26 protein-coding genes are annotated in these 19,373 nt (G+C 67.4%); 14 read left to right on the plus strand and 12 right to left on the minus strand.

The features are described from left to right. Positions 1–117 precede the first annotated feature (117 nt). Both BGI51_RS06805 and BGI51_RS23755 read left to right on the plus strand, forming a co-directional pair. Positions 118–546, plus strand: a complete 429-nt coding sequence (locus BGI51_RS06805) for an OsmC family protein (RefSeq protein WP_017641568.1) — start codon at positions 118–120, stop codon at positions 544–546. 116 nt (positions 547–662) lie between these two features. Then, a complete protein-coding gene (locus BGI51_RS23755) occupies positions 663–791 on the plus strand; it encodes a hypothetical protein (protein ID WP_260175707.1) in 129 nt (42 codons plus the stop codon). Here the strand turns inward: BGI51_RS23755 and BGI51_RS06810 are convergent. The 3 genes from BGI51_RS06810 to BGI51_RS06820 form a co-directional block, all read right to left on the minus strand. Continuing rightward, a complete protein-coding gene (locus BGI51_RS06810) occupies positions 788–1,060 on the minus strand; it encodes a cupin domain-containing protein (protein ID WP_187980686.1) in 273 nt (90 codons plus the stop codon). The two genes, BGI51_RS23755 and BGI51_RS06810, sit on opposite strands and share 4 nt — an antisense overlap. A 159-nt stretch (positions 1,061–1,219) precedes the next feature. Next, positions 1,220–1,453: a hypothetical protein gene (locus BGI51_RS06815; RefSeq protein WP_187980687.1), complete on the minus strand. Its 234-nt coding sequence runs from the start codon at positions 1,451–1,453 to the stop codon at positions 1,220–1,222. A 65-nt stretch (positions 1,454–1,518) separates the two neighbouring features. Further along, positions 1,519–1,935, minus strand: coding sequence for a MarR family winged helix-turn-helix transcriptional regulator (locus BGI51_RS06820; RefSeq protein ID WP_044341206.1), 417 nt, complete (start codon positions 1,933–1,935; stop codon positions 1,519–1,521). Positions 1,936–1,989: 54 nt separating this feature from the next. Between BGI51_RS06820 and BGI51_RS06825 the strand changes: the two genes are divergently transcribed. Both BGI51_RS06825 and BGI51_RS06830 read left to right on the plus strand, forming a co-directional pair. Beyond that, positions 1,990–2,784: a siderophore-interacting protein gene (locus tag BGI51_RS06825; RefSeq protein WP_187980688.1), complete on the plus strand. Its 795-nt coding sequence runs from the start codon at positions 1,990–1,992 to the stop codon at positions 2,782–2,784. Beyond that, positions 2,781–4,127 carry an MFS transporter gene (locus BGI51_RS06830; RefSeq protein ID WP_187980689.1) on the plus strand — a complete coding sequence of 449 codons (1,347 nt, stop codon included), beginning with the start codon at positions 2,781–2,783 and terminating at the stop codon, positions 4,125–4,127. The genes BGI51_RS06825 and BGI51_RS06830 overlap by 4 nt, the downstream gene beginning before the upstream one ends. Here BGI51_RS06830 and BGI51_RS06835 read toward each other — a convergent pair. Then, complete coding sequence (locus BGI51_RS06835; protein WP_187980690.1) at positions 4,124–5,245, minus strand: aminopeptidase; 1,122 nt, start codon at positions 5,243–5,245, stop codon at positions 4,124–4,126. The two genes, BGI51_RS06830 and BGI51_RS06835, sit on opposite strands and share 4 nt — an antisense overlap. On the opposite strand from BGI51_RS06835, the gene BGI51_RS06840 reads away from it, so the two are divergent. Together BGI51_RS06840 and BGI51_RS06845 are read left to right on the plus strand one after the other, a co-directional pair. After that, complete coding sequence (locus BGI51_RS06840; protein WP_187980691.1) at positions 5,244–5,666, plus strand: hypothetical protein; 423 nt, start codon at positions 5,244–5,246, stop codon at positions 5,664–5,666. The genes BGI51_RS06835 and BGI51_RS06840 overlap by 2 nt on opposite strands. Positions 5,667–5,700: 34 nt before the next feature. Continuing rightward, the gene (locus BGI51_RS06845; protein ID WP_187980692.1) at positions 5,701–6,135 is read left to right on the plus strand and encodes a hypothetical protein; all 435 of its coding nucleotides are present in this window, start codon (positions 5,701–5,703) and stop codon (positions 6,133–6,135) included. Positions 6,136–6,178: 43 nt separating this feature from the next. Here the strand turns inward: BGI51_RS06845 and BGI51_RS06850 are convergent, their stop codons facing one another. Together BGI51_RS06850 and BGI51_RS06855 are read right to left on the minus strand one after the other, a co-directional pair. Next, the gene (locus BGI51_RS06850; RefSeq protein ID WP_166655878.1) at positions 6,179–6,355 is read right to left on the minus strand and encodes a hypothetical protein; all 177 of its coding nucleotides are present in this window, start codon (positions 6,353–6,355) and stop codon (positions 6,179–6,181) included. 103 nt (positions 6,356–6,458) lie between these two features. After that, positions 6,459–6,689, minus strand: coding sequence for a DUF1161 domain-containing protein (locus BGI51_RS06855; RefSeq protein ID WP_187980693.1), 231 nt, complete (start codon positions 6,687–6,689; stop codon positions 6,459–6,461). A gap of 147 nt (positions 6,690–6,836) precedes the next feature. On the opposite strand from BGI51_RS06855, the gene BGI51_RS06860 reads away from it, so the two are divergent. After that, positions 6,837–7,505, plus strand: coding sequence for a hypothetical protein (locus tag BGI51_RS06860; RefSeq protein ID WP_133860293.1), 669 nt, complete (start codon positions 6,837–6,839; stop codon positions 7,503–7,505). Here the strand turns inward: BGI51_RS06860 and BGI51_RS06865 are convergent. Beyond that, complete coding sequence (locus BGI51_RS06865) at positions 7,487–8,716, minus strand: nucleoside recognition domain-containing protein (RefSeq protein ID WP_187980694.1); 1,230 nt, start codon at positions 8,714–8,716, stop codon at positions 7,487–7,489. The genes BGI51_RS06860 and BGI51_RS06865 overlap by 19 nt on opposite strands. Positions 8,717–8,843: 127 nt before the next feature. On the opposite strand from BGI51_RS06865, the gene BGI51_RS06870 reads away from it, so the two are divergent. The 3 genes from BGI51_RS06870 to ubiA all read left to right on the plus strand — a co-directional run bounded on the left by BGI51_RS06870 (position 8,844) and on the right by ubiA (position 10,977). Next, positions 8,844–9,413, plus strand: coding sequence for a DUF2780 domain-containing protein (locus BGI51_RS06870; protein ID WP_133860291.1), 570 nt, complete (start codon positions 8,844–8,846; stop codon positions 9,411–9,413). Beyond that, positions 9,397–9,954: a chorismate--pyruvate lyase family protein gene (locus BGI51_RS06875; RefSeq protein ID WP_187980695.1), complete on the plus strand. Its 558-nt coding sequence runs from the start codon at positions 9,397–9,399 to the stop codon at positions 9,952–9,954. The genes BGI51_RS06870 and BGI51_RS06875 overlap by 17 nt, the downstream gene beginning before the upstream one ends. Before the next feature lie 75 nt (positions 9,955–10,029). Continuing rightward, on the plus strand, positions 10,030–10,977 hold the full coding sequence (gene ubiA / locus BGI51_RS06880) for a 4-hydroxybenzoate octaprenyltransferase (protein WP_252977227.1): 948 nt from the start codon (positions 10,030–10,032) through the stop codon (positions 10,975–10,977). Here ubiA and BGI51_RS06885 read toward each other — a convergent pair. Together BGI51_RS06885 and BGI51_RS06890 are read right to left on the minus strand one after the other, a co-directional pair. Beyond that, a complete protein-coding gene (locus BGI51_RS06885; protein WP_133860289.1) occupies positions 10,962–11,951 on the minus strand; it encodes a DMT family transporter in 990 nt (329 codons plus the stop codon). The two genes, ubiA and BGI51_RS06885, sit on opposite strands and share 16 nt — an antisense overlap. A gap of 243 nt (positions 11,952–12,194) precedes the next feature. Then, a complete protein-coding gene (locus BGI51_RS06890; RefSeq protein ID WP_133860288.1) occupies positions 12,195–13,148 on the minus strand; it encodes a LysR family transcriptional regulator in 954 nt (317 codons plus the stop codon). 256 nt (positions 13,149–13,404) lie between these two features. On the opposite strand from BGI51_RS06890, the gene BGI51_RS06895 reads away from it, so the two are divergent. Genes BGI51_RS06895 through BGI51_RS06910 form a run of 4 tightly spaced genes read left to right on the plus strand, consistent with a single transcriptional unit; the run spans position 13,405 to position 18,160 of the window. Continuing rightward, on the plus strand, positions 13,405–14,907 hold the full coding sequence (locus BGI51_RS06895) for an efflux transporter outer membrane subunit (RefSeq protein WP_252977228.1): 1,503 nt from the start codon (positions 13,405–13,407) through the stop codon (positions 14,905–14,907). Then, the gene (locus tag BGI51_RS06900; RefSeq protein WP_187980696.1) at positions 14,904–17,060 is read left to right on the plus strand and encodes an FUSC family protein; all 2,157 of its coding nucleotides are present in this window, start codon (positions 14,904–14,906) and stop codon (positions 17,058–17,060) included. The genes BGI51_RS06895 and BGI51_RS06900 overlap by 4 nt, the downstream gene beginning before the upstream one ends. Then, positions 17,050–17,250, plus strand: coding sequence for a DUF1656 domain-containing protein (locus BGI51_RS06905; protein ID WP_007160208.1), 201 nt, complete (start codon positions 17,050–17,052; stop codon positions 17,248–17,250). Before BGI51_RS06900 ends, BGI51_RS06905 begins: the two co-directional genes overlap by 11 nt. Positions 17,251–17,260: 10 nt before the next feature. Continuing rightward, a complete protein-coding gene (locus BGI51_RS06910; protein ID WP_187980697.1) occupies positions 17,261–18,160 on the plus strand; it encodes an efflux RND transporter periplasmic adaptor subunit in 900 nt (299 codons plus the stop codon). 316 nt (positions 18,161–18,476) lie between these two features. Here the strand turns inward: BGI51_RS06910 and BGI51_RS06915 are convergent, their stop codons facing one another. From BGI51_RS06915 to BGI51_RS06925, 3 genes are read right to left on the minus strand one after another with little or no spacing between them, the layout of a single operon-like run. Next, entirely contained in the window at positions 18,477–18,638 is a 162-nt protein-coding gene (locus BGI51_RS06915) for a DUF1328 domain-containing protein (RefSeq protein WP_007160206.1), read from the minus strand. A 29-nt stretch (positions 18,639–18,667) separates the two neighbouring features. Further along, entirely contained in the window at positions 18,668–18,889 is a 222-nt protein-coding gene (locus BGI51_RS06920) for a hypothetical protein (protein WP_178083882.1), read from the minus strand. A gap of 10 nt (positions 18,890–18,899) precedes the next feature. Further along, positions 18,900–19,154 carry a hypothetical protein gene (locus tag BGI51_RS06925; RefSeq protein ID WP_007160204.1) on the minus strand — a complete coding sequence of 85 codons (255 nt, stop codon included), beginning with the start codon at positions 19,152–19,154 and terminating at the stop codon, positions 18,900–18,902. Positions 19,155–19,373: the final 219 nt, after the last annotated feature.

Here is a 19,373-nt window from a genome sequence, read left to right on the forward strand (position 1 = left end):
GGGCCTCCAGGGGTGGTCGAAAAGAGTTGACCATGGCGGTCCCGGATCGACTGCAACGAACTTACCGGCTGCTGGCTTGTTCTATATGGATTCGTACCTAACAACCGGAGATGCTCCATGAAGAAATATGCTTCCGCGGTCTGGCAAGGCGGTCTGAAGGATGGCAAAGGCCATATCTCCACCGAGAGCGGCGCGCTCAAGGACAATGCCTACGGTTTCAACACCCGTTTCGAAGGCACGCCAGGCACCAACCCCGAAGAATTGATCGGCGCGGCCCATGCCGGCTGCTTCTCCATGGCCTTCTCCATGCTGCTGGGCCAGAACGGTCTGACCCCCGAGCGGATCGAGACCAAGGCCGACGTGACCCTGGACAAGGTGGGCGACGGCTTCGAGATCACCACCATCGATCTGACCATGAAGGCCAAGATTCCCGGTGCCACCCAGGAGCAGTTCACCACCATCGCCAATCAGGCGAAGGAAGGCTGCCCGGTGTCCAAGGTGCTCAAGGGTGCCAAGATCAACCTGAACGCCACGCTCGAAGGTTAAGGGTCACAGGTGCCTGCCGGTGCCGCCCAGGCATCGGCAACACCCTGTTCCAGAGCTCGTTCGCCGAGACCTTGGCGAGTCGCTAGACTGCTCCGACCCCGCTTTCGGAGAGCACGATGAACGACTCCATCTTCATGACCCTGTTTTCCATCCTCGCCCTGTTGCTGCTGGGCGGCGGTGTCTACGGTTGCGTGATCCTCAACCGCCAGCGCAAGGACATCGAGAAGAACGACAGCGAAGGCTAGGCCGGTCGCCGACCCGCCAGATAGCGCACGCCCTGGGCGCCGAAGACTTCCGAGTGAGGCTCATGGGCGGCCAGGTGAAAGACCTCCCCTGCCGCATAACGACGCTCGCCCGTTGCCGTGCGAATGCGCAGTTCGCCTTCGATGACCAGCGCCTTCGCTTCGAAGGGATGCGCATGGGCTTCCAGGCTGCCCAGGGCTTCGCGCTCGACCAGCACCGGTGGCTGAAAGCCCTCGCGGGCGAGTTGCTTGATGAAGGTGGCCTGGTCCAAGAGCGCTCCTTGAGTTGATGACGATCAACGCCCAGATTAGGAACCCAGTCCAACAGGGGCCAGTGCAATATCGCTATGACAGGGCATGGCTGCCGCTATGGCCGACCGCGCCTGCCGAGACGATGGAAACCTCGGCGACCCGAGGTTCCACGTGGAGCATCAGCGCTCCAGCTTGCGCTCGACCTCGGCGGTCTTGCGCTTGAGCGCTTCGGCTTCCTGCTCCTTGGTCTTGATGTCGGTCGGCGTGATGACCTTGTCGATGGCATCGGTCGGCGTCGATTCCGGCTGCTCCATGTCCTTTTTCACCACATCCACCGGACGGCCCGCCTCATCGAGAGCGGGTTCGTTGGGCGGGGTCTTGCCCAGGTGGGCATCGGAACGCTGGTCAGTCATGGCAGGCTCTCCTCAATAGGGTGTCTCTTTCGAGCGCAACGACCGACAGGGAGTTCGCCCGCCACTCAATTGCGGATGCGAACCCGCTCCAGATAGGCCAGCAGCTGCGCCTGCTCGCTGGCATCCAGCGGCGCGAAGACCGCTTCCAGCGCCTGGGTGCGCGGCACCTGGGCCTGGTCCAGCGCCTGGCGCCCCTGCTCGGTAAGATGGACCAGCAGCGCCCGGCGGTCCTGGGGATGGGGTTCGCGACGGACCAGGCCGTCGCGCTCCAGGGCGTCGAAGGCATCGGTCAGGGTACGGGGCGCATGGCGCAGCTGTTCGGCGACCTCGCCCGGACGGCAGGGCCCCAGGCGTTCCAGCACCTTGAGCACCTTGTAGCGGGCGAAGGAAAGTCCGGAGGCCTTGAGGGTCTCATCCAGTTGTTGGCGCATCTGCCGTTTCAGATCCATCAGGGCTTCGGCAATGGCGGCGGCGGTTGACATGAAAGCTGCTTACCTCGAATATAGTGAGGAACCTCAATGAATGGTACCTCCGCAATGGCGACATCTTTTCACAGCCGCGAGGGCGATGCCAGTGCCCCTCACCTTTTCCAGCGTGTGCGCTTCGACCTCAAGCGGCGTTGGGCGACCGTCGTCCGCCGCAAAGACCTCGGTGGCGACCTGCTACGCCTGACCTTTGGTGGCAGCGATCTAGCCGATTTTCAGAGCGCGGCCTTCGACGAGCACGTAAAGCTGTTCGTCCCCGCCGACACCACCCCGATCCGCGCCGCCAGCCCCGAGCAATTGGTAGGCCGGCACTACACGCCGCGCCACTACGATGCCGCCCGTGGCGAACTGGCCATCGACTTCTATCTGCATGAAGCCGGGGTGCTGACCACCTGGGCGCGTCAGGCGCAGCCCGGTGCCGAGCTGATCATCGGCGGCCCCAAGGGCGCCCTGGTGCCGCCCGAGGACTTCGACTGGTACCTGCTGGCCGGCGACGAGACCGCCCTGCCCGCCATCGCCCGTCGCCTGGAGCAACTGGCCGCCGATGTCCGGGTCCAGGTCGTCGCCGAAGTGGCGCGTCCGGGCCTGGAGATCGCCCTGTCGACGGCCGCCGCCGCCGAGATCCGCTGGGTCTATCGCGAAACCGAGGCCAATGCCCTGGTGCAGGCCCTGGAGCAGCTGGAGTTGCCCGCGGGCGAAGGCTATGCCTGGATCGCCGGTGAAGCCACGCAAGCCCGCGCCGCGCGCCAGGCGCTGCTGGCCAAGGGATTGCCGCGGGACTGGGTCAAGGCGGCCGGCTACTGGAAGCTTGGCGAGAGCGACCAGCACGTGAAGGTCGAAGATTGAGCACCACCGCCGCCGTCGGCGACGGCCTGCCCCTGCCACGCCGCTATCGCGCCGTCGCCGCCCTGCTGCTGGCCATCAGCATGACGGTGCTGGACAGCGGCATCGCCAACCTGGCGCTGCCCAGCATAGCCGAGGCCCTGGACGTCTCGGCCGCCGCGGCGGTCTGGATCGTCAGCGCCTATCAGCTGAGTCTGGTCGCCCTGCTGTTTCCCCTGGCCGCAGTGGCCGAGCGTCTTGGCCTGCGCCCGGTCTTCACGGCCGGGGTCGGGATCTTCGGCCTGGCCTCCCTGGGCTGCGCCCTGGCGCCGGATCTCGCCAGCCTGGTGGCTGCGCGGGCGCTGCAGGGGGTGGGCGCCGCCGCCATCATGTGCGTCAGCGCCGGTATCGTCCGGCTCTCCTATCCACGCGACCGCCTCGGCCGTGGCATCGCCATCAATGCCCTCTGCGTGGCCCTGGGCTCGGCCGCTGCGCCCAGCCTGGGGGCGGCCATCCTGGCGCTGGGTGGCTGGCCCTGGCTGTTCGCCGTCAATGTGCCCGTGGCGCTGCTGATCGCACTGCTGGTGCACAACCTGCCCGACAGCCCCCGCGCGCAGCGCCGCCTCGATCCGTTCAGCGTGCTGCTCAACGCCCTGCTGTTCTGCGCCGGCATCGGCGGTCTCGAACGCCTCGGCGCCGCGCCGTTGCAGGGCGTAGGCCTGCTGCTGCTGGCCGCGGCCAGTCTGCTGTTGCTGGTACGCCGCGAGCGCGGTCTGCCAGCGCCCCTGCTGCCGGTGGACCTGCTGGGGCTGCCGGCCATGCGTCACTCGGTGCTGGCTTCGGTCTGTTCCTTTGCCGCGCAGATGCTCTGCTTTCTCGCCCTGCCCTTCTATCTGCAACACCAGCTCGGGCTGGTGCCCTTGCAGGTAGCCCTGCTGATGCTGGCCTGGCCGCTCACCGTGGCCGTGTCGGCGCAGGTGGCCGGGCGCCTGGCCGACCGCCATCCGCCGCAGCGGCTGTGCATGCTCGGCGGTCTGGGCATCGCCCTGGGACTGGCGGCGGCAGCGGTGATGCCACTGGAGCGCTCGACCGCCCTGCTGATCCCCTGCCTGATCCTCGGCGGCATCGGCTTCGGTTTCTTCCAGGTACCCAACAACAGGATCATGCTGACCGCCGCTCCGGCCGGTCGCAACGGCGCCACCGGCGGCGTCCAGGCCACCGCCCGGCAGACCGGCATGGCCCTGGGCGCCGCGGCCCTGGCGCTGCTGCTGCATCTGGACAACAGCCTGGCCCCGCGGCTGGGGCTGGCCCTGGCGGCAACGCTGGGTCTGGTCGCCGCCTGGTCCAACTGGCGGGCACCGCGCTAGGGCTGCGGTGTCGCCTGGTCGAGCAGCGCCTTGAGCGCCTGCTCACGCTCGGCCGCCGGGCGCTCGCCCAATAGCCGTACCCGCTGGAAGAACGCCGGCCAGTTGCCCGGGTGCTGTCGATAGAGGGCGGCAAAGGCCGGTACCCACTGTTCGTACAGACCATAGGGCACCAGCCGCGCGTTGTTGAGCGGCTGGCTCATCCAGCCATCGAAGCGGCGATCGTCACGCCAGGCCGGGGTCGCGCGCAGCCGCTGGTAATCGCTGCGCAGCTGGGCGAAGCGCCGGGCCTTGGCCGCGCGCCTGGCCGCGGTCGTCAATGGCTGGGCATAGAGCCTGGCCAGGTCTGCGCGAGTGGTCAGCAGCAGCGCGCGGAATTGCTGATAGCGGGCTTCGCGCCCCGTATCGGGTGGCGGCAGGCCGCGATTGGCGCGCCATTGCCGCAGGCCTTCGCCCTCGACGAAGGTGGCATAGGACTCGTTGAAGGCGGTATCGCCGGGCAGATAGAAACGCTGGTGCGCCAGCTCGTGGAAGATCGTGGCCGCCACCTGGTCGTCGTCCCAGCGCAGCATGCTGCTGAGCAGCGGATCGCTGAACCAGCCCAGCGTCGAATAGGCCGGCACGCCGCCGACATAGGTGTCCTGGCCCTGCGCCTGCAGCCGCTGCGCCTCGGCTCGGGCCTTGGCTTCCCGGTAGTAGCCGCGATAGGCCACGCAACCGGCGATGGGAAAGCAGTGGGTGGTGGGCTGGGTGGAGAATTCGGCGGTGGCGAAGACATTCCACAGCACGAAGGGCCGCTTGAGTTCGACGAAACTGCGATAGCTGGCGTTGTCCGGCAGGGCCAGTTCGGCACTGGCGAAGCGGCGGGCCGCCGCCGCGGCGGCGAGGCGTTCGCGCAGGACGGCGGGGCGCGCCGGATCTGCGACGACCGTCGCAATGGGCTCGCGATCACGGATCAGCGCCCACTGGCCCTGTACCATCTGGCCGTAGTACCCGACCGAGGTACAACCGCTCAGTCCGATCACGAGGGACAGCAGCGCCAGCCAGCGGCTCGTGCGTTGCGCAGGCAGGGTGCCTGGCTGGGTGGCGCGCCCTTCCCTGCCCGGAGTTGTAGCCGTCATGCGTAGACTGTGCCTGCTGTTGCCTGTGCTGTTCCTAGGTGGCTGTTCCCTGTGGCCCTTGCCCAAGCCCGATCCGGCACAGGCCTGGATCGATCTGGGCAGCGATGGCAAGGCCAAGCTGGAAGCCCTGCGCGCCGATCGCAAGGATCTCGAAGACAAACGCTACTTCCAGGTCTGGCCAGGGAGCCATGATCTGCAGGTACGCTACCAGTTCGAGGTGCAGCCCACCAACATCGGCGCCCAGGTGGCCGATCCGCTGGCGCGCACCTGCCTGGTGACCCTCAACTACAAGGCCTTCGCCGCGGGCGAGCGCTATCGCCTGGAAGCCGGCCAGACCGGCTGGCGGCCCTGGGCGCGCCTCTATGACGAGCGCAACCAGGAAGTGGCGCGCAGCACTGCCAGTCGTTGCGGCGACGTGTAGACTCGGCTGATCTCCCTGCCGCGAGTCGCCGTCCATGCGTCTGCGCCTGCTGGTCCCTCTGCTGCTACTGCTGGGCGGCTGCACCACGCCGCTGCCCCCTGTGGATCCCCATCAGGCATGGGTCGATCTGGTGCTGCGCGAATCCGCGGTAGGCGCTTCGCTGCTGGCCGAGTCCCAGGACGGCAGGCGTCTCGACGATGGCCGCTATTTCCAGCTCACCCCCGGCAGCCACAGCCTCAAGGTGAGCTATCGCTACGAACTCTATGGCGGCGGTGGCTTCGGTTCGCGCTTCGGCTGGCGGGAACCGCTGCAGATCCAGTGCTATCTGGAACTGGACTACGCGGACTTCCAGGCCGGCCGGCGCTATCGCCTGGAAGCCGAGAACACCTTCGGTCAGGGCGAGATCACCCTCTACGACGGCCCGCGCGAACTGGTGAGTTCCGAACGAGGCATCTGCTCGCCCTTCTGACCCGCGACTGGCCAGGCGGCCAGCACGGTCAGGCAATGGACCGCTAGGCGGGCACGCTGAGCCAGTCGTCCTGGCTGCGGTCCTGGGTGCGGACCACGGGCGGACGACTCTTCTGCTCGCGCAGCTGGCGACTCATGCGCAGGAAATCCTCGCGTTCCATCCAGCGCGGTGCGGGCTGGGCAAGGGACAGAGCTTGGCGAATCCGGGCGAACGGCGACATGGCATTACCCTCTTGGCTAAATACTGTATGCGCAAACAGTACTAAGCCAGGCGGAACTGTACAAGTATCCAGCGGATGAACGGTCTGTCCCCCGGGTCGGGGATCAGTCGTTGCGCTGATAGAGGATCTTGTAGGTCCCGTTGGCGCAGCTGCCCACCACCATGTTGGGATCGCGCACCTCGGCATTGGGGACCGCTTCGAGGGTATAGGCGGTCACCCCGGCCGACTGGATCTTGACCTCGATGTCGGCCTTGAGCTGGTCGCAGGACAGGGGTTCGGCCCGCACGGCGGTGCTCAGCAGGGCGGTGCAGCAGAGTAGCGATAGACGCAGCATGGCGATTTTCCTTGGCGTGATGACCTCTCAGGCTTGGACGCCCGAGCTGTGGCGATGTTCTCAGCGCTGCCCTTTGCTCAGCGAAGCGGTGGAACCTGGAGCCCGAACGGTATTTCCGATGGTCACTCCTTCCAGCGAAGTGCCCCCATGTTCCAGTGGTTGAAAGACAATTCCCAAGTCCTCACGCTCTTCGCCCAGTGCTGCACCCTGGGCGTCTGGGTGCTCTATGCGCAGCTCCTGCTCAACAACTACAAGCGCCAGCGCCAGCCGCGGCTGATCATCAACCGCGGCGCCGGCAAGGGCGTGGGCGCCCTCTGCCTGCTGTCCAACATGAGCGCCGAGCCGGTGTTCATCAACCAGCTCACGGTGATCCTCAAGACCAATCGAGAGACGCTCTACACCGATGTCACCGACATCCGCGAGAGCGGCCAGGATGACTTCGACCCTGATCTGGTGCTGGGCGAGGCGACCCACCAGGGTCCGCTCAACACCGGTGACTTCACCCACATCGGCACCTTCCAGGGCCTGATCCGCCGCGCCGCCGAGCACAACGGCCTGACCCTGGAAAACCACCGGCCGCCCGAGGGCTGGGTATTCGAGGGCCTGGAGATCCGCGCGGTCGCCTTCTATGGTTCGGATCACGATCCCATCGGAGTGCGCCGGCGCTTTCGCCTGGGCCAGCACGACGGCCACTACTGCGCGCTGATCGCCGAGGACTGGCAGACCCAGCAACTGACCTCGCGCCGCCAGCGGCGCATGGTGCAGGACGACTGGATGGTCGACCTGGAACCCAAGGCTCAGCCAAAGAACCAGTAGCAGATCAGGATCGACGCCGTGACCCCGGTGAACTCCGCCAGCAGGGCGCAGCCCACCGCATGGCGGGCGCGCTGGATGCCCACCGCACCGAAGTACACCGCCAGCACATAGAAGGTGGTCTCGGTACTGCCCTGGATGGTCGCCGCCACCAGCGCCGGAAAGCTGTCCACGCCGTGGGTCTGCATGGTCTCGATCAGCAGCGCGCGGGCGGCGCTGCCGGAGAAGGGCTTGACCAGCGCGGTGGGCAGGGCCTCGACGAAGCGGGTGTCCCAGCCAAAGAAGGTCACCGCATGGCGAACGCCTTCAAGGACGGCTTCCAGGGCGCCGGAGGCGCGCAGCACGCCCACTGCGCAGAGCATGGCGACCAGATAGGGCAACAGCGACTTGGCGACGTCGAAGCCTTCCTTGGCGCCTTCGACGAAGGCTTCGTAGACCGGCACCTTGCGCAGGGCGCCAAGGATCATGAACGCCAGGATGATGCCGAACAGGGTCAGGTTGCCGAGCAGCGACGACAACCCGGCCAGCGCGGTGGCGGTCAGGGTGAAGAGAAAGGCGACGAAGGCGCCGAAGGCCAGGGCGCCCCCGCCGATCCAGGCCAGCACCACCGGATCCCAGAGTTTCAGCCGCTGCATGAAGGCCACCGAGAACAGCCCGACCAGGTTGGCGCAGGTATGGGCGAGCAGGATCGGCAGGAACACCAGGGTCGGATCGGTGGCGCCCTGCTGGGCGCGGTACATGAACACCGTTACCGGCAGCAGTGTCAGCGAGGAGGCGTTGAGCACCAGGAAGAGGATCTGCGCATTGCTCGCCGTGGTGCTGCTGGGGTTGAGCTCCTGCAGGGCGCGCATGGCCTTGAGGCCGATGGGCGTGGCGGCGTTGTCCAGGCCCAGGCCGTTGGCGGCGAAGTTGAGGGTGATCAGCCCCAGCGCCGGATGGCCGCGCGGCACCTCGGGCATCAGCCGGGCGAACAGCGGCCCGAGCAATCGCGCCAGGGCGTCCACCAGCCCGGCCTTCTCGGCGATGCGCAGGATGCCGAGCCAGAGGGTCAGGGTGCCGAACAGCAGCACCATGACCTCCACCGACAGCTTGGCCATGGCGAACAGGCTCTCCACCATGGCGGCGAACACCCCGGTGTTGCCGGCCACCAGCCACTGGCCGAAGGCGCTGATCCCGGCAACGATGAAGAAGCCCAGCCACAACCCGTTGAGCATCGCGGTTCTCCCGGCAAAACGGCGATGATAACCGCAGCGTCCGCTCCCTGCAGGGACGCCGTTCAGTCTGTGGTCATCGCCGTCGGGTTATCCTCTGACCTTTCACGCAACCCGCTGGAGTCCGCCCATGCGTCTGTCCGTTCTCGCCCTGCCGCTGGTGCTCGCCGCCAGTCCGGTCTTCGCCTTCAACCTCAACGACGCCGTCAACGCCTACAACGGCGCCAACGGCAACAACAACGCCAAGGCCACCGCCGCCGCGGCGGCCACGCCCCAGGCCCAGGGCCTGCTGCAGGCGCTGACCAGCCAGCTCAACGTCACCCCGCAGCAGGCGGTGGGCGGCACCGGCGCCCTGCTCGGCCTGGCCAAGAATCAGCTGGTGGGCAACGACTATCGCCAGCTGGCCAAGGCCGTGCCAGGCCTGGATCAGCTGGCCGGCGCCAATGCCACTGGCGGCCTGGCGCAACTGGGCGGCCTGGGCAGTCTGCTCGGTGGCGGCGGTCAGGATGCCAAGCAGAGTCCGCTGGGCAGCCTGCTGGGCAATGTCGACAGCCGCCAGGACGTCGACAAGACCTTCAACGCCCTGGGCATGAACAGTGGCATGACCAGCCAGTTCGCCCAGGTGATCCTCGGCTATCTCGGCAAGCAAGGCACCCAGCCCTCCCTGCTGAGCACCCTGGGCAATGTCTGGGGCCTGTGACGGCGGCCCGCGCTGGCTGACCTACGCAGCGGCCGGCGCCGAGCCGGACTACGCCGAGGCGCCGCTCGGCTGGCTTTATGCGGACCGTGGTTCCCTCACCGAACGGCTGACCGCCCTCAGCGATGGACGCTTCGCCGTCGAAATGATCGCCCAGGGCTGGCAACCGCTGCGCCCGGACGAGTGCCAGGCGCTTGAAGTGCCGCCGGCCAGCCCCGGCTGGGTGCGCGAGGTCTGGCTGCGCGGCAATGGCGAAGCCTGGGTCTTCGCCCGCAGCGTGGCGGCGCGCACGGCCCTGGAAGCGGCGGATTTCGACCTGGCGGCGCTGGGCGAGCGGCCGCTCGGGCACTGGCTGTTCCAGGCACCGGCCTTTGTCCGCGGGCCGCTGCAAGCCTGCCGCTATCCACTGGCCTGGCTGCCCGCAGGGGCGGCAACCGCGCCCTGCTGGGCCCGGCGCTCGGTGTTCCGGCGCGGTCCCCTGGCGATCCTGGTGGGCGAGGTCTTTCTGCCGGCCTTCTGGCCTCACGCCGGGCGCGAGGGCTAGGCGGAGCATCACGACGGCAGCGGCGACGCCCCGGGGCCCCTATAATCGCCAGGCCCTTCACCATGCAGCCGTCCGATGAAAAAGAACGCCTCCCGTCCCCGTGATCGCCGTCCTGCCGCGCCGCGCGGCCCCGAGCCCAGCGCCCGGGTGATCGCCACGCGTCCGCGCCGCGAGCGCATCCGCGACTTTGTCCAACTGACCCGGCTGGACCGACCCATCGGTATCTATCTGCTGCTCTGGCCCACCCTCTGGGCGCTGTGGATCGCTGCCGAGGGCGTGCCGAGTCTGAAGAATCTGCTGATCTTCGTGCTCGGCGTGGTGCTGATGCGCTCGGCCGGCTGCGTGATCAACGACTTCGCCGACCGCAACTTCGACGGCCATGTCGCCCGCACCAAGAATCGTCCCCTGGCCACCGGGCGCATCTCGCCCAAGGAAGCCCTGCTGTTCTTTGCCGTGCTGGTGCTGCTCAGCTTCGGCCTGGTGCTCTGCACCAATGCCACCACCGTCTGGCTGTCCTTTGGCGCCCTTGGCGTAGCGGCGCTCTATCCCTTCATGAAGAGATATACCTACTACCCTCAGGCGGTACTGGGTGCGGCCTTTTCCTGGGGCATGCCCATGGCCTTCACCGCCGAGACCGGCGAGTTGCCGGCGGCGGCCTGGCTGCTGTTCGTCGCCAACGTGATCTGGACGGTGGGCTACGACACCTACTACGCCATGGCCGACCGCGAAGACGATCTCAAGATCGGGGTGAAATCCACCGCCATCCTGTTCGGCGACGCCGACCGGGTGATCGTCGCCACCCTGCAGGGCCTGACGCTGTTCTGCCTGGCGCTGGCCGGCGGCCGCTTCGGCCTGGGCCTGCCCTTCTACCTGGGCCTGCTGGTGGCAGCCGGCTGCTTCGCCTGGGAATTCCACGTCACCCGCAACCGTGACCCGCTGGTGTGCTTCAGGGCCTTCCTGCACAACCACTGGGCGGGTCTGGCGATCCTCATCGGGATCATCGCCGATTACGGACTGCGCTGAGCCGGAGCGCCCGCGGCGGCATCGGCCACCACCTCCGGCAGCGCCTCGGGTTGCGCCGCCGGCACCGCCCGGGCCTTCTTGGCCCTGGAGGCCTTGCGGCTCTGCTGCCAGGCCACCGCCAGGCCGCTGGCGCAGATGATGAGGATGCCGATCAGCGCGCCGCTGTCCGGCACATGGCCGAAGACGAGGTAGCCGATGATGCCGGCGGTGACGATCTGGCCGTAGCTGAAGGGCGCCAGCAGCGCCGGCGGCGCATAACGGAAGGCCTGGGTCAGCAGCAGGTGGCCGGACATGCCGAAGAGGCCGAGCAGCGCCAGCATGAAGCCGTGGGTCAGGGTCGGGATCTCCCAGAAGAAGGGCACCACGCTGCTCAGCACCAGGGTATTGATGATGCCGGTGAGAAAGTTGCTGGTGGTGGGGCTGTCGATGCCGCTGAGCAGGCGCGTCAGTAGCTGGTAGAGGCCGAAGCACACCGCCGAGCAGACCGGCAGCAGCACCGCCGGGGTGAACAGCTGGCCGCCCGGCCGCACGATGACCAGCACCCCGATGAAGCCGGCCAGCACCGCCGCCCACTGGCTGCGGGTCACGCTCTCCTTGAGCAGCGGCACCGACAGTGCCGTCACCATCAGCGGGGCGAGAAAGTTGACCGCGGTGGCCTCGGCCATCGGCAGATAGCGCAGCCCGGTAGTGAAGAACAGGCTGCAGCCGATCAGGCACAGCGCCCTGAGCACCTGCAGCCCCGGCCGCTTGGTGCGGATCACCGCCAGCCCCGAGCGCGGGATGAAGATGCCCATCATCAGCAGGGTGTGGGAGAGGTAGCGGGCCCAGACCACCATGACCACCGGATAGAAGCCGGACAGGTACTTGGAGAGGGCATCGTGGGATGCGAACAGCCAGACCGCGAGGCAGATCAGGGCGATGCCCTTGAGCGGCTGGTCGGCGAATCTCAGAGTGGGTCCTGCGGTAGCGCTCATTGGACTCCCGTGGTACTGACGGCGGTCCCTGACCGCCTGCATGATCCGGCCGTCCTGCACGGCGGTCCGTCGGCGTGACCACCGACTCGGGACATGGACCTCGACGCCACCGGAGCGTGCCGTCGAGCAGCCATCCTGTCGCCCTCAGGACCGCGATACCGGGCGATATTTCAATAGCTTACTAACTATGACCCGGCGTGCAGCCCGGTCTCCCCCGAGCTTAGTCCAAGCGCCCCGCCGATCTCAATGCGCTTGGCCGACGACTTCGCTGACGGCCCGCACGAAGGCCTCGTCCGCCTCCAGCGCCCCGGGTATCTGCTCGCGCAGATAGGCCACCCAGGTGCGGATCTTGGCATCCAGGTACTGCCGCGAGGCATAGAGGGCATAGACGTTGAGGCGCTGCAGGCGATAGGCCGGCAGCACTCGCACCAGGCTGCCGTCACGCAGGCCGTCCACCGCCGAATAGAGCGGCAGCACGCCAATCCCCAGCCCCTGGCGCAGGGCCTCGGTCATGGCGTCGCCGACGTTGACCTGGAAGGGGGTCTCGCCGATGCGATAGGTTTCCGGTCCATTGGGGCCGTCGAAGTGCCAGCGGTCGAAGGACACCACCGGACTGATGAATCTCAGGCAGGCGTGATTGGCCAGCTCCGCCGGCGTCTGCGGCTGGCCATGCTCCTGCAGATAGGCCGGCGAGGCGCAGAGGATGCTGTAGGTGTGGCCGATCTGCTGGGAGACGAAGCCGGAGTCGGGCAGCTCCACGGCTACCACGATGGCGAGATCAAAGCCCTCCTCCAGCAGATCGGGGATGCGGTTGGCCATGGTCAGGTCGAAGCGCACCTCGGGGTGCAGGGCGCGATAGCCGGCGATGGCGCGGATCACGTAATGCTGACCGATGCCGGTCATGCTGTGCACCCGCAGCCGCCCTTCGGGCCGCGCCTGGGCGTGCCCGGCCTCGGCTTCGGCCTCCTCGACATAGGCGAGGATCTGCTCGCAGCGCGCCAGGTAGCGCTGGCCGGCTTCGGTCAGGGCGATGCGTCTCGTCGTGCGGTGCAGCAGGCGGGTGCGCAGATGGGTTTCCAGATGGGCCACCGCCCGGGAGACGTGGGCCGTGGTGGTCTGCAGCGTCTGGGCCGCGCCGGTGAAGCTGCCGCTTTCCACCACGGCGACGAAAACGCGCATGTTGTGCAGGGTGTCCATGCCGCCTCGACAGTCGGGAAAAGCGTCATTCTCCATATTATTTCAGTATGTGAAACAAAGATTCGCGGGTTGACGCGCTAATCGACCACCCCGGAATTTTATAGAATCGTTAGCAGCCTAATGGTAACGTCCGCTGACCTCGCGGTTTACGTCCGTCCTCTACAGGCGTCCTCTTCAGTTCCAGCTCATCTCGCCAACCTCGCTGCGCTGCCTCATGCCAGACGCAGGTTTGGCCCTGTTGCCAACGGACCTCCACGTGTCGCCTTCCTCTAGCAGAGTCTGGCCTGCGCTCTCGGTGGTCGCCCTCGCGACCCTGCTGGCCGGCTGTATCGGTACCGGTCACAACGCGCCCCAGGCGCAGCGCCTCGACGACCAGGCGCTGGCCACCGACGGAGCCATCCAGGCCGCCGCCAGCCAGGCCGCCTGGCCCGAGCGCCAGTGGTGGCGCGCCTATGGCGATCCCCAGCTGGATGCCTGGATCAGCGGCGCCCTGGCGGACAACCCGCGCCTGGCCACGGCTGCCGCCCGGGTGCGCCGCGCCGAGTCCCTGGCCGGCCTGGCCGAATCCCGTGAAGCCCTGCAGGTCGAGGGCAAGGGCGCCTTCAAGCGCTACAGCTGGCCCACCGACGGCTTCTATGGCCCGGGCGAGCTGGCCGATCGCACCACCTGGAACAACAATGCCGAACTGGGTCTGAGCTATGCCCTGGACTTCTGGGGCCGCGAACGCGACGCCAGCGCCCAGGCCCTGGACCAGGCCCACCAGGCCGCCGCCGAGGTGCGCGCGGCCGAGCTGGAGCTGACCGGCAACATCGTCCGCAGCTATATCGGCTTCGCCCTGCACCACGACCAGCGCGACATCCTCGCCGCCACCCTGGAGCAGCAGCGGCACCTGGCCGACCTCGCCCAGCGCCAGCTGGACGGCGGCCTCGGCACCCAGTTCGAGGTCAGCCAGGCGCGCGCCCTGCTGCCCGAGACCGAACGCCAGCTGGAAGCCCTGGACGAGACCCTGGCGCTGGATCGCAACCAGCTCGCCGCCCTGGCCGGCAAGGGCCCGGGTGCCGGCGCCCGCCTGCAACGCCCGCGCCTGACCCTGGGCGCGGCACCGCGCCTGCCCAGCGCCCTGCCGCTGGAACTGGTCGGCAAGCGCCCCGACGTGGTGGCGCGTCGCTGGCAGATCGCCGCGGCGGCGAAGGGCGTGGACGTCGCCCGCGCCAGCTTCTATCCCAACATCGACCTGGTGGCCAACGTCGGCCAGTTCCTGACCCTGGGTCGCCTCAGCGAGATGCTGACCCACGCCAAGACCGGCTCCTTCATAGGTCCCGCCTTTTCCTTACCGATCTATGACGGTGGCGCCCTGCGCGGTCGCCTCGGCGCGGAGTCGGCGGCCTACGACGTGGCCGTCAGCGCCTACAACCAGACCCTCGTCGACGCCCTCAAGGACATCTCCGACGCCCTGATCAAGGCCGATTCGGCAGCCCGGCAGGCCACCCTCGCCGACCAGGCCAGCCAGGAGGCCCAGCGCACCTACAACATCGCCCGCGAGGCCTTTCGCCGCGGCCTGACCGACTACCTGCACGTGCTCGACGCCCAGACCCGGCTGTTCGCCCAGCAACGCGTCACCGCCCAGGTGCACGCCCTGCGCCTGGCGGCCCAGGCCGCGGCCCTGGTCGCCCTCGGTGGCGGCGCGGACCTCGAACGCGGCCCGGGCGACCACGACCTAGTGCCGGCGCGCGTCGCCGTCGAGCGAGCCCCCCGATGACTGCCGGCACCGCCACCGGTGCGCCGCTGCGCCAGGCCCTCGGCGCCTGGGCTCGTAGCGATGGCAGCCTCTGGCTGTACCAGGCCAAGGTGCTGCTCGCCGCCAGCCTGACCCTGTGGCTGGCCATGCGCCTGCAACTGCCGCATCCCAGCTCGGCGGTGATCACCGTGTTCATCGTTATGCAGCCGCAGAGTGGCCAGGTGCTGGCCAAGAGCTTCTATCGGGTGATGGGCACTCTGCTGGGACTGGCGGTGATGCTGGTGCTGATCGCCCTGTTCGCCCAGGAACGGGTGCCCTTCCTGATCTTCCTGGCGCTGTGGATCGGCCTCTGCGTGGCCGGCTCGGCGCGCTACCGGGACTTTCGCAGCTATGCCTGCATGCTGGCCGGCTACACCGCCGCGCTGATCGGCATCCCTGCCGCGCTCAATGCCGATACCGCCTTCATGTCGGCGGTGATGCGGGTGCTGGCCATCACCCTGGGCGTGCTCTGCAGCGGCGCGGTGAGCGCGGCGGTCTTTCCGCAGACCAGCGCCACGGCCATGCGCGCGACCCTCTATCGGCGCATGGGTGGCTTCGCCGGACTGGCTGCCGACGTCCTGCGCGGTCGTCTCGACCGTGCCTCCCTGGAGGCTGCCGGAGTACGCCTGGCTGCCGAGGCGGTGGGGCTGGAAAGCCTGCGCAGCGCCTCGGCCTTCGAAGACCCGCACATGCGCATGCGCAGCGGGCGCCTGGCCCGGCTGAACGCCGAATTCATGGGCCTGACTACCCGCCTGCATGCCCTCAGCCGCCTGCTGATGCGCCTGCGCGAGCGCGACGCCCAGTTGCCGCTGGCAGTCCTCGAACGCCTCTGGGCGCCGCTGCTGGAGGCGTTCGAGGAATGGCGTGGCCAGGCCCTTACCGAACGCGCGGCCCTGGCGGCGGCGGCGCGTCTGGAGCAGCTGCACCAGGGTCTGCGGCCGCGCATTCGTGCCCTGCGTGCCGAGTTGCCGCCCCTGAGCGAAGCTGACCAGCGGGACTTCGAGACCGCCGTGGAGCTGCTCTTTCGCTTCACTGGCGAATGGCACGGCTATCTGCAGACCCATGCCTCTCTGACGGCGCCACGCCACAGTCGCGAACAGTGGAAGCCGCGCTTCGTGGCCAAGGCCAATGCCCTGGGCGCAGCGGTCACCGGCCTCCGCAGCGCCTTTCTGGTGCTGGTGCTGGGCGCCTTCTGGATCGCCAGCGCCTATCCCAGCGGCGGCATGCTGGCGCTCAACGCCGCAGCCGTCTCGGCGCTGGCCTCGGCCTCGCCCGATCCCAAGCGCACCGCCCTGCAGATGGCGCTCGGCGCCAGTGGCGGCGTGGTGCTGGGCTTCTTCCTGACCTTCTTCGTCTTTCCCTGGATCAGCGGCCTGCCGCTGCTGCTGCTGACCCTGGCGCCGGTGTTCATGCTGGGCACCTGGATTTCCCTGCGCCCGGGCTGGATGGGCTATGGCCTGGGTTGCCTGGTGTTCTTCTGCTTCACCTCGATTCCCGACAATCCGCCGGTCTACGACACCTACGTCTTCATCAACAACGGCATCGCCGTGGTCCTGTCGATGGTGATCACCGCGGCGGTCTCGGCGGTGCTGCTGCCACCCAACAGCCCCTGGCTGTGGCGCCGCCTGGAGCGTGACCTGCGCCAGCAGCTGGTGCGGGCGGTGAGCGCGCCGTTGCCGCACCTGGCGCCGACCTTCGAAGGCCAGACCCGCGACCTGCTCAACCAGGCCTATGGCGTCAGCGCCGGACGCGGTGAAGCGCAGCGGCGCCTGATCGGCTGGGCCTTCGTGGTGCTGGAGATCGGTCATGCGGTGATCGAACTGCGCCAGTTGCAGGCCCGCCTGCCCGCGACCCCGCGCTATGCCGAGGGCAGCGCCTGGCGCCAGGCCATCCGCGTGCTCGGGCGCGCCTTGGTGCGCCTCTTCCTCAAGCCCGGCGCGGAACATCTGCGGCGGGCGCTGGTGGCAGTGGACGCGGCCCTGCTTGCCGTGGCGACCGTGACCGAACCGCCGGAACTGCCCTATGACGAGTCGCCCCTGCGCCAGGTGCAGAGCGACCTGCATTTCATCCGCAGTGCCCTGCTCGATCCCCAGGGGCCCCTGGCCCGCTATCACGAGATTCCCCATGCCCCGTGAAATCGCCTTCCACGGCCTCTACCTGCCCACCGTGACGGTGCTGTTCCTGGTCGCCGCCCTGCTCGCCTGGGCGCTTGACCGGGTGCTTGCCGCGGTCGGCCTCTACCACGTCGTCTGGCATCCGGCGCTGCTGCGCCTGGCCCTGTTCATCTGCCTCTACTGCGCCCTGGCGCTGTGCGTCTATCGCTAGGACTCCTGCCATGATCCTCAAGAAACTCTTCGGCGTGCTCTTTACCCTGCTGGTGGTCTGCCTGGCGCTGATCCTCGGGCGGCTGCTCTGGGTGCACTACATGAACGATCCCTGGACCCGCGATGGCCGGGTGCGCGCGGAGGTCATCACCATCGCGCCCGACGTGGCGGGTCTGGTGACCGAGATCGCTGTGCGCGACAACCAGTGGGTCAACAAGGGCGACCTGCTGCTGCAGATCGATCCGGAGCACTACGAGATCGCCGTGCATCAGGCCGAGGCCACGGTCGCCGCGCGCAAGGCCACCCTGGCCATGCGCCAGCAGAACGCCCGCCGCCGTGCCGACATCGACAGCCTGGTGGTTTCTCGCGAGAACCGCGAAGACGCCAGCAGCGCCGCCCTGGCCGCCGAGGCGGATCTGCGCCAGGCCCAGGCCCAGCTGGAATCGGTGCGCCTCAATCTCAAGCGCACCCGGGTGCTGGCGCCGGTCGACGGCTACGTCACCAACCTTTCGGTGTTCAAGGGCGATTACGCCGCCGCCGGCGCAGCCAAACTGGCCGTCATCGACGCCCATTCGTTCTGGGTCTATGGCTACTTCGAAGAAACCAAGCTGCCCCACGTGCAGGTGGGAGCGGCAGCCGAGATGCGCCTGATGAGCGGCCAGACGCTGCGCGGACATGTGGAAAGCATCGCCCGCGGCATCTATGACCGGGACAATCCCCAGAGTCGTGAACTCACCGCCGACGTGAATCCCACCTTCAACTGGGTCCGTCTGGCTCAGCGGGTACCGGTGCGCATCGCCCTGGATCCGCTGCCCGAGGGGCTGCTGCTGGCGGCTGGCACCACCTGCACCGTGGTACTGGAAGACGTTCGCGGCGAACGCTCCTGGTGGGACGCCTTCTGGCAGGGCTGAGCTCGCCCCGGACACCCGCCTTTTCACTGCGCCAAAACGACAACACCCCTGACACCGGCAGGTTTCGCTTGAGACGAAACCGGTCGAATTCAGGGGTGTGGTCGTATCCAGCCCAGTCCGCCGCGAGTGCGAAAGTACTCCCTGTACTCTTGGAACCCTCCCTTACTGCAGAGCGTCCCGACCTTGTGGCCCTTGCGTCTCGGATCAGGAGACGACTTCGAGGTTGTCCATTGAATCGGCTTAAAGCTGCAATTCAATGACAGCGCCTCGGCTACCGGTCGTCACGACCGGCAGCCTGTCTCTCATGAGGCTGGCGTCAGGGACGACGACGGCCCATGAAGAACGACACCACGAACAGCACCAGGAACAGCACGAACAGGATCTTGGCGATACTGGTGGCAGTACCGGCGATGCCACCGAAACCCAGGACGCCTGCGATGATCGCGATGATCAGGAAAGTGATAGCCCAGCTCAGCATGGTGTTTCTCCTATGTATTACAAGTGCACTCAGCGGACGACAGCACCTGTCCAGCGAGCAGTGGTTTTATTAGCGAAATCCTGGGTATCCAGACTCGCCATCCGTGGTTCCACAGCGGTCAGATCGAGATCCAGACCGTTGAGGTTGTGCGTCTGATTGAGCGCACGACCCATTATCAAAGCGCTGAGCAACATCCCGATCACAACCGCCGCTGCAGCGAACAACACAATCACCAGCAGCATCCACATCATGGTCATGACCTCAGAATACCCAGCGGGTCTGCTTTACCAGACGGTCACCGTTGGACTGTGCCGGGATGGCTTTGAGTTCCCCACGACCTTGACTTGCCAGCGGCTTGGCTGCGGGCACCATGGCCTGGGCAGCAATGCGGGTAGAGGCGATGAGGGCCTGTTCGCGGCTGACGTCCTGGCCCTGAGGGGCAGCGACGGCGGCGCTGGCGAAGCAAGCGAAGAGCGCAGTACCTACCAAGTGCTTGCGAAGGGTCTGGCTGATCATCGGGTCTCTCCTGCAGTCCGTTGGCCCTAAGGCCGGCTTGCCAAGGAGATTGCAGACTACGTGCCAGCTTTTCGAAAATCTTTTTTATCTTATAAATCAAAAACTTACAGTTTTCACTGGTAGCCGCCACACATGCACCTTGCAAGGTGCAACGCCAGAAGCATTGCGTTTTGCATGATGGCCAGGGGTTGCTTGGATGGCCCCGGTCCGGTCGGCTGC

Origin of the sequence: Pseudomonas oryzihabitans (assembly GCF_014522265.1) — a bacterium.
Taxonomy (GTDB): domain Bacteria; phylum Pseudomonadota; class Gammaproteobacteria; order Pseudomonadales; family Pseudomonadaceae; genus Chryseomonas; species Chryseomonas aestiva.